Below are 12,750 nucleotides of genomic sequence, written 5' to 3' on the forward strand. Positions count from 1 at the left end.
TGATGGATCAACGCGTCAGGGAAGCTTTTGTGCCATGCCCACCTGTCCGAATGTGGAAGCCGCCACTGCCCGATGGGTGCTGCCCAACCGTCGGCTTATCCGTTCAGATGGCGATTGGCGTTCGTGCGGCCAATACTGCGAGCGAGCGGTCGAGCAGGTCGTAGAGCCGCCCTTCCTGTTCCAGAACCGCGGCGGCGGGGGCGTGTTCCAACTCCTTCGCCAGCCGGCCGAGGGCGGCGGCGCCGAGATTGAGCGAGGTGCCCTTCAGTGTGTGGGCGGTGCGGTTGTGCGGCTCCCCGGCGCGGGCCTGGGCGATCAGGCCGTCGATGGTCTTGCGGCCATTCTCGGTGAAGCCGGCGATGGAGGCGGTCCAGTCGTCGGCCGTCAGCACCTCCAGCAGCAGCGAAACCTGCTCTTCGTCCAGGAGGTCGGTGTCCGGCATATCGGTCATGTCAGCCTCCGGGGACTGGGGTTCGGGAGCGGCCGGCTTTGGATTCGCCTGTTCGGGAGCGGGGGACAGGCCCTTGCCCAGCACCGAAGCCATTTCGGCGAAGAGCAGGGCGGGACGCAAGGGTTTGGTGACGAAGCCGTTCATCCCCGCCGACAGGCATTCCGGCCGCGAGCTGCCCGACGCATGGGCGGTCAGCGCCAGGATCGGCACGTTGCCCTTGTCTCCGGGAAGTTCGCGCACGCGGCGGGTAGCGGTCAGCCCGTCCATGCCCGGCATCTGGATGTCCATCAGCACGAGGTCGAAGGGCTGGTCGCGCACCATGCGCACCGCCTCGCCGCCGCTGGCGGCCAGCGCCACGCTGTGGCCGGCGCGTTCCAGGATGCCGCGGACGATGTCGCGGTTCACCTCGATGTCGTCGACCGCCAGCACGCGCAGTGGCGGCAATGCGGCGACGCGCGCGGCCTCGCCCAGGCTGGTGCCGTGGCCGGCGTCGATGCGGCGCAGAGCCGACGGATCGCCGGGACCGGCGACGATGGTGAAGCGGAAGACGCTGCCGCGGCCGGGAGCGGTGTCGACGGCGATGCTGCCGCCCATCAGCAGGCAGAGGTCGCGGCAGATCGCCAGCCCCAGCCCGGTGCCGCCATAGCGCCGGGTGATCGAGCTGTCGGCCTGGGTGAAGCGGTCGAACAGGGTCGGCACCGAGTCGGGCGCGATGCCGATGCCGGTGTCCTCCACCTCGAACTCCAGCAGGAAGGAATTCGGACGGCCGTAGGGGGCGAATTCGGCAAGGTCGCGGTCCAGCCGGCGCACCCGCACGGCGATGTGGCCCTCCTCGGTGAATTTCACCGCGTTTCCGACCAGATTGAACAGGATCTGGCGCAGCCGGGCGGGGTCGGTGACGATCACCTCCGGCACCGACGGCATCAGCCGGGCCGACAGCTCCAGACCCTTGTCGGTGGCGTTGGGGCGCAGCACCTCCAGCACGCCGTCGATCAGCTGGGGCAGGGCGCAGTCGGCCTCCTCCAGGTCGATGCGGCGGGCCTCCAGCTTCGACAGGTCCAGAATGTCGTCCAGCAGCCGCAGCAGCGTTTCGGCCGACCGGCGGGCGACGTCGGCCAGCCGCTTCTCCCCGGCCGGCAGGGAGGCGTCGGACAACAGGGTCAGGTTGCCCAGCACGCCGTTCATCGGGGTGCGCAGCTCGTGGCTGACGGTCGCCAGGAATTCGGTCTTCGACCGGCTGGCGGCTTCCGCCGTCTCCTTGGCCTGGAGCAGCTGTTCGGCGGCGCGCCGGGGCTCGGTCACGTCGATGCACAGCCACAGCTTGCCGATGGCGGTCCCGGCGGCGTTGCGCACCGGCACATTGTGCCAGCTGACGATGCGCCCGTCGGTCAGCGTCATCTCGCGCCGCTCGTCGCCGTCCACCGCCGACAGCAGCGTGTGGTCGGTGTCGCTGGGGGCGTTGCCGGCATTGGCCAGCGTCTCGTCCAGCCGGTGGCCGACCGGCGCCCCGGCAATGGCGAACAGGGCGGAGAAGGCAGGGTTGGCATAAGCGATGCAGCCGTCGCCGCCGACGAACAGCACGCCGAAATCCATCGCCGACAGCAGGGCCGACAGGCGGGCGCGCTCGTGCTCCACGTCGCGGGCCAGCGCCTCCTGCTCGTCCAGCGCCACGGTCAGCTGGTCGACGCGCTCCTTGATGGCGTGGGACATGGTGTTGAAGGCGGCCCCCAGCCGGCCGATGTCGTCGTCGCCCTCCGCCAGCGCCGGCGGGCTGTAATCGCCGGCCGCCACCCGTTCGCTGGCCCGCGCCAGCGCCGCCAGATGGCGGGTCAGCCACAGGCCGAGCAGGGTCAGCAGCCCGGCCGACAGCAGGATCTCCGACATGGCGATGGCGATGCCCTGGGTCAGCAGGTCGCGCCGGGCCTGGACGATGTGGGCCAGATCCAGGCCGAACTGCACCGTGCCCAGCTTCTGCCCGGCCAGCGCCACCGGGACCGTCACGTCATAGCGGGCGACGCCGTCCTTGGCGTCCAGCGTCAGCGCCGGGTCGGGGGCGGGCAGGCCGCGGTCCTGCCGCCAGCCGCTGGTCGCCACCAGCTTGCCCTTGCTGTCGGCGACGGCGAGATAGAGCACGCCGCCGGTGGAGCGGCTTTCGTCCAGCACCGCCTGCAGGGTCGCATAGTCGCGCTGGGCCAGCGGCGCCACCAGGGCGGCGTTCAGCACCGGCGCCACCTGTTCCGCATGCAGCCTGGCCTGTTCGGCGAGGCTGCCGTAGAGCAGGCGCACGCTGTTGGCGACCAGCAGGGTCAGCATGATCGCCTCGACCGCCATGGCGGCGGCCAGCATGCGCCCGCGCAGCGTCTTCCAGGGCGCCAGACGGGACAGGATCATTTCCCGGCCTTCAGGACGCTCCGGACCTCGTCGGCCAGCGGCTCCATCGCCTCCAGCTCCGCGTCGGTGACCGGGCGGTAGCCGCCCAGTTGGTTGGCGTCGAAATAGGTCCGACCCTCCGCGGTTTCGCCGAAAGCGAACAGGGCCTTGCGCAACGGCTCCAGCAGGGTGGCCTGCTTGCCGTTCAGCATGTAGACGCGGCCGGCCATCGGCGGGCTTTCGGCGATGGTGGACAGCTGGGCCTGCACCTCCGGCGCCAGCTTGGCGCGGTTGGCCAGCGACATGAAGCCGGCCGACGCGTCGCCGGCCAGGATCAGTTGGGCGACGCTGTCGGCGGCGCTGACATAGCGCAGCTGGATGTTCGGCAGCTTCTGCTCGGCCAGCCAGTGCTGGCCCCACAGGGTCACCAGCGACGACGGGCTGAGCCCCAGCACCGTGGTGCCGGCCAGCGACTGGACCGTCCGGTAGGGCCCCTTGGCCGCCGTCACCAGCACGGCGCGGAAGTCCGATTTGTAGGTCAGCACCGGCAGGTAGCCGGCATCCTTGCGCAGCATCTCCGCCTGATGGCCGGTGGTCACGGCGATGTCGTAGTCCTGCTCGACCGCCCGGCGGGCGAAGGCGGTGAAGTCGGGCGCCGTCACGATCTCCACCGGCCGGCCCAGCGCCGCCTCCACCGCGCGGCGGACCGGCTGGTACTGTTCGATGATGACGCGGGCGCTGGTGTGCGGGGCGATGCCGATGCGGAACGCCTGCTCCTCCGCCTGCGCCGGAGACGGCGCGGTGGCCGCCAGGCCGCACAACACGGCGGAACAGAGCGCGGCGAGGCGGGCGAACAGTCGCTTGGTCATGGCGTTTGGATCCCCACGGACTGCGGTTGTGAAATGCCGGCGCTTGGACGGACAGCATTCGTGACGGCGACGGCCCGAGCGATGGTCTAGGACGAAAGATATAACATTCGATAAATGCCGCAGGTAGGGACAAGAGCGCACAGGGTGGCCTTTGCCGGGCATGAGCCGGCCGGATACCCGTGACTGGTGGCGCCCCTTGAAACTTCGATCGTCACCGTCCGCATCATTGCGGCGGCCGGGCGCAACTTTGGAACGGCAGACGGACAGGATTCTGCGCGGAGCCAAGAAAGATCACGCTTTGGTTGCGGATCGGTCCGCTATGTGTCGGAGAGCCCGCATTACCCTCCGCATAGCCACCGAGGACCCCAGCCCGTGCCGGATCGAGCCCAGGACCCGCAGTCCGCCATCTGCCGCGCCATCCGCCTCCTGCGCAGCCACAGCCGCGGCTGCGACAGCGTCGAGACCCGGCGCCTGCTGATCCACACGGAACGCTGGATGATCTGGATGCTCCGCCGCGAGGAGGGCGAGGACCTGCCGGTGCCGGCTGAACTGGCGGGGTGAGAGGCCTCGCAAGAAAACCCCGAACGAAAACAGGCCCCTCCCGGTCGGGAGGGGCCTGTTTCGTCGCACGGGTGCCCGACGGCGCGTCAGGTCGTGCTGCGCAGCTGCTCCGCCCGGCTGGAGCGGGAGGCGGCGTAGTGGTCCTTGGCCAGCAGGGTGTAGACCGCCGGCAGGACGAACAGGGTGAACAGCGTGCCGATCAGCATGCCGGACACGATGACCAGACCGATGGAGAAGCGGCTGGCCGCACCGGCGCCCGCCGCGGTCAGCAGCGGCAGCAGGCCGACCACCATCGCCGCGGTGGTCATCAGGATCGGGCGCAGGCGGACGCGGGCGGCATGCTCGATGGCGGTGCGGCGGTCGACGCCCTCGTTGAGCTGCATCTCGCGGGCAAACTCCACCAGCAGGATGCCGTGCTTGGAGATCAGGCCGATCAAGGTCACCAGACCGACCTGGGTGTAGATGTTCATGGTGGCGACGCCGAAGAACAGCGGCAGCAGCGCGCCGCAGATCGACATCGGCACCGACACCAGGATCACCAGCGGGTCGCGCAGCGATTCGAACTGCGCGGCCAGCACCAGATAGATCACGATCAGCGCGAAGGCGAAGGTGACCATCAACTGGCTGCCCTCCGTCACGAACTGGCGCGATTCCGACAGGTAGGCGTGGTTGAAGCCGGCCGGCAGCTGGGTACGCGCCTGCTCCTCCAGGAAATCGACGACCTGACCCATGGAGACGCCCGGCATCGGCACGGCGGAGAAGGTGGCCGACGGCAGCTGGTTGTACTTGTTCAGCGCGTTGGGCTCCACCGCCGTCTCCACCGACACCACGGTGGACAGCGGGATCTGGGCGCCCGATCCGGAGGTGACGTAGTAGTTGGTCAGCGAGTCCGGCGTCAGGCGGTCCACCCGCGGCACCTGGGGAATGACCTCGTAGGAGCGGCCGTTCAGGTTGAAGCGGTTGACGTAGTTGCCGCCGACCAGCACCGACAGCGTGCTCGACACCGACTGCATGGTCAGTCCCAGATCGGCCGCCTTGGCGCGGTCGATCTTCAGCCGGACGACCGGGCTGTCATATTGCAGGTCGCTGTCGGTGACGATGAACATGCCGCTCTTGGTGGCGGCGTCCTTGATCCGCTCGATGGCGTCGAAGATGGTGCGGTAGTCGCCGGGGCTGGAGATCACCATCTGCACCGGCAGGCCGCCGGTGGAGCCGGGCAGGGCCGGCGGCGACACCAGGAACACGTTGATGCCCGTCACCTTGCCCAGCTCGGCCTGGGCCAGCGGCTGCAGCTCCTTGGCCGACCGCTTGCGCTCGTCCCACGGCTTCAGGATCATGCCGGCGAAGCCCTGGTTCAGGGTGGGCAGGCCGGTCAGGATGAAGCGGGTGTCGGTCTCCGGGAAGGCGGCGAAGGTCTCGTCGATCTGCTTGCCGAAGCTGTCGATGTAGTCGAGGTTGGCGTATTGCGGCCCCTTGGAGATGCCGAACAGGATGCCCTGGTCCTCTTCCGGCGCCAGTTCCGACATGGTGTTGGCGAACAGGTAGCCGACCGACAGCAGGATGCCGACCGCGAACAGCAGGGTCGCGGCGCGGTAGTCGAGCATGCCGTGCAGCCGCCGCTCGTACCAGCCCGCCAGCCGTTCGAACTGACGGTCGAGGAAGGCGGCGAAGCGGCCCGGCTCGCCCTCCTTCAGGATGACGGAGCACATCATCGGCGACAGCGTCAGCGCCACCACGCCCGACACGATCACCGATGCGGCCAGCGTGAAGGCGAATTCGCGGAACAGCGCGCCGGTCAGGCCGCCCAGCAGGCCGATGGGGGCATAGACCGCGGCCAGCGTGATGGTCATGGAGATGACCGGCCCGATGATCTCGCGGGCACCGATCAGCGACGCGGCGACCTTCGACTTGCCGTGCTCGATATGCCGGTGGATGTTCTCCACCACCACGATGGCGTCGTCGACCACGAGGCCGATGGCGAGCACCATCGCCAGCAGCGTCAGCAGGTTCAGCGAGAACCCCAGCGCCAGCATGAAGGTGGCCGCGCCGACGATGGACAGCGGGATGGTCACCACCGGGATCAGCACCGACCGCAGGCTGCCGAGGAACAGGAAGATGACGACGATGACGATGGCGACCGCCTCCAGCAGCGTCTTCACCACCTCGTCGATGGAGGCCTGGATGAAGCGGGTGCTGTCGTAGACGATCTCCATCTTCATGTCGGGCGGCAGGTTGCGCCGCAGCTCCGGCTCCATCTTGCGGATGTCGGCGACGATGTTCAGCGGGTTGCCGGTCGGGGTGCTGTCGACGCCGATGAAGATCGCCTGCTGCCCATTCATCGCCACGCTGGCGTCGAAGCTCTTGGAGCTGAGTTCGACGGTGGCGATGTCGCGCATGCGCACCAGCGCCCCGTCCTTGGCCTTCACCACCATCTCGCGGAACTGCTCGACGTCGGTCAGGCCGGTGTTGGCGGTGACGTTGGAGATGACGAAGACGCCCTTGGTCTGGCCGGGCGCCGACTGGTAGTTGTTGGCGGTGATCGCCGCCGAGACGTCGGCCGGCGAGATGTTGCGCGCCGCCATCTTGACCGGATCCAGCCACAGCCGCATGGCGAAGGTCTGCCCGCCGAGGATCTGGGCGCGGGCGACGCCCTCCACCGTGGACAGCACCGGCTGCACCACGCGCGTCAGGTAGTCGGAGATCGCGGCTCCCGACAGGTCGGGGCTGGAGAAGCCCATATAGAGGATCGAGGTCGTCTCGCCGGTCGATTTCAGGATGACCGGGTCGTTGGCCTCGCGCGGCAGCTGGTATTTGACCTGCTGCACCTTCGCCATCACATCGGTCATCGCGACGTTGGGATCGAAGTTCAGCCGGACATAGGCGGTGACGACGCTCTGCCCCTGGGTCGAGGAGGAGGTCAGATAGTCCAGCCCCTCGGCCGAGGAAACCGCCTGTTCGATCGGCGTGGCGATAAAGCCCTGCATCAGCTCCGGCGAGGCGCCGGGATAGCTGGTGGTCACGGTGATGACGGTGTTCTGCAGCTGGGGATACTGCCGGATCGGCAGCTCCAGCAGCGCGCGGGCCCCGACCAGCAGGATCAGCAGGCTGACCACGAGCGACAGGACGGGCCGGCGGATGAAGATGTCGGTGAAACTGCCCATGGCGTCGGCCTCAGTTCTGCGGCAGGGTCTGCGGCGGGGTCAGCGGATTCTTCTCCGCCGGGACCACGGCCGCACCGTTGGCGAGCTTCAGCTGGCCCGACACCACGACGCGGTCGCCGGGGTTGATGCCGCTGCGGATCTCCACGCGGTTGGCGAGGCGGTCGCCGACCTTGACCGGCTTGCGCTCCACCACCAGCTGCTCCTTGCCGTCCTGGGTCTTCTGCTGGGTGGCGACGAAGACGGAATCGCCGTAGACCGTGTAGTCGACCGCGGTTTCCGGAACGGTCAGCGTGTTGGGCTGCGGCGGCAGGACGACGCGGACATTGGCGAACATGCCCGGCCGCAGCTGGCGTTCGCGGTTGTCCATGGTCGCCTGCACCTTGACGGCCCGGGTGTCGGCGCTGACCTGCGGCTCGATGGTGGTGATCTTCGCCTCGAAATCGCGGCCGGGCAGGGCATCGACATTGATCAGCACGCTCTGGCCGACCGACAGCTTGGTGAAGCTCTGCTCCGGCAGGGTGAAGTTGATGTAGAGCTGCGACAGGTCGGTCAGCGTCACGATGGTGGCGCCGGGATTGACGTAGTCGCCGACATTGACCTGACGGATGCCGAGCTCGCCGTCGAACGGCGCCTTGATCAGCTTCTGGCCGATCAGGGCGCTGGTCCGCTTCATGTTCGCGTTGATCTCGTCGAGCTGCGCCTGATACTGGTCGACGTTGCTCTGCGGCGTCGCCTGGCTGCGGCGCAGGTCGCGGTAGCGTTCAAGGTTCAGCTCGGCCAGACGCGCCTGGGCGCGCTGGGCCAGCAGGTCGGCCTGCTCGGTGGCGTCGTTCAACTGCACCAGCGGGTCGCCGGCCTTGACGCGGGCGCCCGATTCGAAGGGGATGCGGTCGACGCGGCCGGCGACCTCGGGGGCCACCGTCACCTGTCGCGCCGCCTGGAGCGTGCCGATGGCCGACAGGTATTTCGGGATGGTCTGCACCGTCGCCTCCGCCAGCGCCACCGGGGTGGGCGGCGGCTTGTTGTTGGCGAAGAAATCGGCGATGGCCTTGGCGCGGAAGGTGTTGAAGCCGTACAGCCCCGCACCCAGCAGCCCCAGCACGATCAGCGTGATGACGATGCGCACGGTCAACCGCCCGCGCGTCACCGGCTTGCGCGGCGGCGAGGTGGGGGGAGGCGCCCCGCGACCCGGCTCGGACGCCGGGTGGCCGAATGACGTCTCGGTCTTTGGCGAATGGTCCAGGGTCACGTTCGGCTACTCCGGTCTCTCGGGTGTGGGGTCGTCATTCTTGGCTGCGCCATGTGCGGGCTTGGCCGCATCGTTTGCCGGCGGTGGCTGGGAAGGCACGAAGGGGAAGCGCCCGCCGCTTTCATGCGCGGCGATGGCGGTGTCACGCAGGCCGAGCCCGCGCAGGATGAACCAGATGGTCTGGCGCGCAAGGTCGGGACGGCCGCAAGGATAGGGAACGATGGCCCCGCCCGACAGGCAGACGGTCGCCATCATCTCGCACAGATGCTCGGCAAGCCAGAAGCCGTTCTCCGCATCGACCGGACCCGGCAGCCGGTCGCCGGCAGCGGTCGCGGCCTCGATGGAGGCGGCGAAGCAGGGCAGGAAGCGGCTGCGGATGCCTTCGAAGACCTGCCGCATGAACTCGCCGTCCTCCAGCAGGCTGATGATCGACAGGCGGTGGCGGGCGCGCTCGTTCGGATCGACCGGCAGCTCGATCACGAAGTAGTTCACCATGCCCTGGATCATCTGCACCAGCGTGCCGGTGCTGGGCGGCAGCGACACCAGCCGCTCATATTCCGGATCGCCGTCGATGCAGCAGAGGAAGATCGATTGGTAGAGCAAGGCCTTGGACGGGAAATGCTTGAAGATCAGCGCCTCCGACACGCCGGCGGCCTGCGCGATCTCCTTGGTGGTGGTCGCGGCGAAGCCCTTGCGCGCGAACAGCGGCAAGGCGGCGTCGAGGATCGCCCGCTTGCGGGCGTGGCTGTCGAGGCGCGGGGCCATCAGAAGGGGGCCATCGGTGGGGGCCGGGTCGGTCGCTTGTGATAAGTGAGTGCTTACTCACCTTGATGGCGGAGATATAGCTTGGGTGCGGCATCCTGTCCATGGGGTTCGGCAGGATGGCCGGCAGTCTCCTGCCCGGCCCCTGACAGGGGGCCGGCGGGGCGGGGTGCCCGAACGCGCGGTTACAGAGGCTGCAACGGCATCGTCAGCGTCACCCGGGTGCCGGCATGCTGCCGGTCGTGATGCAGCAGCGCCCCCAGGCTGGCCGCCATCGCCTGGACGATGCGGGTGCCGAGGCCGGTTCCCTTGGGGGCGTCGTCGCCGGAGAAGCCGACCCCGTCATCCTCGACGCTCACCGACAGCTGCCCCTCGGCGGCCATCGCCCGCACGCGGATGCTGCCGGCCTGGCCATCGGGATAGGCGTATTTGCAGGCGTTCGTGACCAGCTCGGTCACGATGACCGCCAGGGACACCGCCTTGTCGGTCGGCACCGAAACCTCGTCGGCGACGACGACGAAGCTGTCCGGGCGCCGGGACGCCATGGCGGTGTGCATTTCGGCCAGCAGCGTTTCCAGATAGGAGTCGAACCGGACGGAGCGCACGTCGTCGGAGGTGTAGAGGCTCCGGTGGATGCCGGCGATCGCGGTGATGCGCACCTGGGTCTCGTCCAGGGCGGTGCGGGCCATGGAATCGGACAGGCCCGACCGCTGCATCCGCACGAAGGCCGCCACCAGGGCCAGACTGTTGGCGACCCGGTGGTTGACCTCCCGCAGCAGCAGCTCCGCCCGGTCGCGGGCGGCGCGCACCTCCCGCTCCGCCTGTTCCCGTTCCCGGCGCAGATGGGCCTTTTCGAGCGCCTGCTCGATGGCCGCCGCCAGCAGATCGAAGAATCCCTCGCCGGCCTCCTTGGGAACGTAATCGTCAGCACCGGCCTTCAGCGCCGCGACGGCCACCCGCGTGTCGCCGGCACCGGTGACGTAGATGACCGGCGGGGCGTTCTCGCGCGCCAGCAGGGCCGGCAGTATGTCCAGCCCGGTTTCCCCCGGCATCTCGTGGTCCAGACCGACCACCGCGATGCCGCCCCGTTCCAGCCGTTCCAACCCGACCCGGCCATCCTTCGCCCACTCCACCGCATAGCCGCGCCGTTCGAGTTTCCGCTGCACCAGCCGGGCCATGGCAGCGTCGTCGTCGATGTAGAGGATGCGTATGGCCGGGTCGGTCATGCCTCCGCCTCGGGGATCTGGATGACCGAGAAGAACAGCCCGAGCTGCCGGATCGCGGTGGCGAAGCTTTCGTAGTTCACCGGCTTGGTGATGTAGACGTTGGCGCCGATGTCGTAGCAGCGCTGGATTTCCTGCCGGTCGTCGGTGGTGGTCAGCACCACGACGGGGAAGCGCTTGGTGTGGGGGTTGGCCTTCAGCCTGGACAGGATATCGACCCCGGTCATGTCCGGCAGGTTCAAATCCAGCAGGATGAGAAGCGCCCGGCCTGAGCTGGCCTGTCCGCTTCCGTCCGGACCGAACAGATAGTCCAGCGCGCTGGTGCCGTCGGTGAAGGGCACGATCTCGTTGGTGACGCCGGCCCGCCGGATGTTCTTCTCGATCAGGCGGGCGTGTCCCTCGTCGTCCTCGATCATGACGATGCAGACCGTTTGGGGGTCACGATTCATGAGCGGACTTCTCCGGGGACAGGGCAAGAACTTTCGGAAGGCTTATGCGAAAGATACTTCCCTGTCCAGGAACCGAATCGACGGTGACGTCGCCTTGCAGGCGCCGGACGAGCGTGCGGACATAGGCGAGGCCGATTCCCTCTCCCGGACGGTCCTGCACGCCGGAGCGGCGGAACAGCTCGAAGATGCGCTCGTGATCCTGGGCTGCGATGCCGCGGCCGTTGTCCGCGACCTCGAAGATCAGCAGCCCCGCCTCGGCGCGTCCGCGGATGGCGATCCGGCCGGGCCGGGCCGGGTCGAGATATTTGATCGCGTTGTCCAGCAGGTTCCCGAACACCTGCTCCAGGGCGAGCCGGTCGGAGACGAGCGACGGCAGCGGGCCGGCGATGTCGATGGCGCAGCGCAGTTCGCCGGCCCGGTGGCGGTAGCTGGCGACCGCGTTTTCCAGGAAGGCCTGCATGGAGATGGGCTCCGGGTTCAGCGTCCGGCTGCCCTGGCGCGACAGGGCGAGGATGGCGTTGATCAGGCGGTCCATCTTCGTCGTCGACGTGCGGATGAAGCCGATGGCCTCCGGCATGTCCTCGGCGACGGCCCGCCGCGCCTCCGCCGCCGTGGCGTCGTCGCCATCCGCAGGCCGGCGGTCGAGGTCGGCGGCTACGCTGGCCAGTCCGGCCTCGAACTCGCTGGTGAAGCCCATCACGTTGACCAGCGGTGCGCGCAGATCGTGGCTGACGATGTAGGCGAAGCGCTGGATCTCGTCGTTGGCCCGCTGCAACTCCATGGTGCGCTCCGACACGCGCTGTTCCAGGGAATCGTTGAGGGCCTGGATCGCGCGCTGCGCCTGCATGAGGGCGCGCGTGTAGCCGACCGCGATCCACACGGCGCCGCCGACGACCAGCAGGATGAACAGGCCGCCCAGGATCGCCACCCATCCCGACGTCCTGGCCTGCCCGGTCAGGGCGCGGAGCTGGGTGTCGAGCTGGGCATCGGCGGGGGTGATCAGCTCGTCGAGCGAGCGCCGGGCATCGTCCATCAGCCGCATGCCGCGGCCGGTGCGCACGATGGCCAGGGAGTCTTCCCGGCGTCCGGCCCCCATCAGGGCGATGGTCTCCGCCAGTTCCTCCCGCTTTGCGGCGGCCAGACCGACGAGACGGTCGACGATGTGCAGCTCGCCGGCATCGCCGTCGACCAGTTCGCGCAGCCGGGCGATGGTGGCGTCCACCGCCGCGACCGCCGCCTCGTAGGGCTTGAGATATTGGCGGTCCTCGGTCAGCAGGTAGCCGCGCTGTCCGATCTCGGCATCCTGCAACTGGCTGAGCAGTGTCCCGGCGGCGACCCGCAGGGCCGTTATCCGGCTGACGGAGCGGGAATATTGCTGGGTGCTGTCCGCCAGCCATCCCGACATCATGATGATCGCCAGCAGCGCGAAGGCGGCGGCGAGCAGCATCAGAAGGGCACGGCGGGTGACTGTGCTGCCGGACGTGGGCATCGCGGAGAGCCGTGCGGTGCGAGGAAGGGTAAGCCCCTCTACCAATTCGCAGGAGGGTTGGCAACCGGCGGCACGGTCGGCACCCTTCCATCTTTCGTCATTTTTTGAAGCTGTTGGGACGGACGAATGGTTTTCCGCAGCTGCACACTGGCCTTACAGTCATGCC

9 protein-coding genes are annotated in these 12,750 nt (G+C 68.5%); 1 reads left to right on the forward strand and 8 read right to left on the reverse strand.

The genetic code is table 11. The annotated features are described in order from the left end of the window. Positions 1-103: 103 nt before the first annotated feature. Positions 104-2,842: a hybrid sensor histidine kinase/response regulator gene (locus CRT60_RS09400; protein WP_098736126.1), complete on the reverse strand. Its 2,739-nt coding sequence runs from the start codon at positions 2,840-2,842 to the stop codon at positions 104-106. Beyond that, positions 2,839-3,690, reverse strand: coding sequence for a phosphate/phosphite/phosphonate ABC transporter substrate-binding protein (locus tag CRT60_RS09405; RefSeq protein WP_098736127.1), 852 nt, complete (start codon positions 3,688-3,690; stop codon positions 2,839-2,841). Before CRT60_RS09405 ends, CRT60_RS09400 begins: the two co-directional genes overlap by 4 nt. 372 nt (positions 3,691-4,062) lie before the next feature. Here CRT60_RS09405 and CRT60_RS09410 point away from each other — a divergent pair, with 372 nt between their 5' ends. Next, positions 4,063-4,251, forward strand: a complete 189-nt coding sequence (locus tag CRT60_RS09410) for a hypothetical protein (RefSeq protein WP_098736128.1) — start codon at positions 4,063-4,065, stop codon at positions 4,249-4,251. An 86-nt stretch (positions 4,252-4,337) separates the two neighbouring features. Here CRT60_RS09410 and CRT60_RS09415 read toward each other — a convergent pair whose 3' ends face one another. The 6 genes from CRT60_RS09415 to CRT60_RS09440 all read right to left on the reverse strand — a co-directional run bounded on the left by CRT60_RS09415 (position 4,338) and on the right by CRT60_RS09440 (position 12,584). Beyond that, positions 4,338-7,412, reverse strand: a complete 3,075-nt coding sequence (locus CRT60_RS09415; RefSeq protein WP_098736129.1) for a multidrug efflux RND transporter permease subunit — start codon at positions 7,410-7,412, stop codon at positions 4,338-4,340. Between the two features lie 10 nt (positions 7,413-7,422). Then, complete coding sequence (locus tag CRT60_RS09420) at positions 7,423-8,661, reverse strand: efflux RND transporter periplasmic adaptor subunit (protein WP_244592375.1); 1,239 nt, start codon at positions 8,659-8,661, stop codon at positions 7,423-7,425. Positions 8,662-8,667: 6 nt separating this feature from the next. Next, entirely contained in the window at positions 8,668-9,426 is a 759-nt protein-coding gene (locus tag CRT60_RS09425; protein ID WP_098736130.1) for a TetR/AcrR family transcriptional regulator, read from the reverse strand. A gap of 182 nt (positions 9,427-9,608) precedes the next feature. Continuing rightward, positions 9,609-10,649: a sensor histidine kinase gene (locus CRT60_RS09430; RefSeq protein WP_098736131.1), complete on the reverse strand. Its 1,041-nt coding sequence runs from the start codon at positions 10,647-10,649 to the stop codon at positions 9,609-9,611. After that, a complete protein-coding gene (locus CRT60_RS09435) occupies positions 10,646-11,095 on the reverse strand; it encodes a response regulator (protein ID WP_098736132.1) in 450 nt (149 codons plus the stop codon). Before CRT60_RS09435 ends, CRT60_RS09430 begins: the two co-directional genes overlap by 4 nt. Beyond that, positions 11,085-12,584, reverse strand: coding sequence for a sensor histidine kinase (locus tag CRT60_RS09440; protein ID WP_098736133.1), 1,500 nt, complete (start codon positions 12,582-12,584; stop codon positions 11,085-11,087). The genes CRT60_RS09435 and CRT60_RS09440 overlap by 11 nt, the downstream gene beginning before the upstream one ends. Positions 12,585-12,750: the final 166 nt, after the last annotated feature.

The sequence above is a fragment of the Azospirillum palustre genome, assembly GCF_002573965.1.
Lineage (GTDB): Bacteria > Pseudomonadota > Alphaproteobacteria > Azospirillales > Azospirillaceae > Azospirillum > Azospirillum palustre.

Coding starts and splice junctions, on each gene's coding strand:
- CRT60_RS09400 (WP_098736126.1), bottom strand. CDS start 2,842: ATGATCCTGTCCCGTCTGGCGCCCTGGAAGACGCTGCGCGGGCGCATG.
- CRT60_RS09405 (WP_098736127.1), bottom strand. CDS start 3,690: ATGACCAAGCGACTGTTCGCCCGCCTCGCCGCGCTCTGTTCCGCCGTG.
- CRT60_RS09415 (WP_098736129.1), bottom strand. CDS start 7,412: ATGGGCAGTTTCACCGACATCTTCATCCGCCGGCCCGTCCTGTCGCTC.
- CRT60_RS09425 (WP_098736130.1), bottom strand. CDS start 9,426: ATGGCCCCGCGCCTCGACAGCCACGCCCGCAAGCGGGCGATCCTCGAC.
- CRT60_RS09430 (WP_098736131.1), bottom strand. CDS start 10,649: ATGACCGACCCGGCCATACGCATCCTCTACATCGACGACGACGCTGCC.
- CRT60_RS09435 (WP_098736132.1), bottom strand. CDS start 11,095: ATGAATCGTGACCCCCAAACGGTCTGCATCGTCATGATCGAGGACGAC.
- CRT60_RS09440 (WP_098736133.1), bottom strand. CDS start 12,584: ATGCCCACGTCCGGCAGCACAGTCACCCGCCGTGCCCTTCTGATGCTG.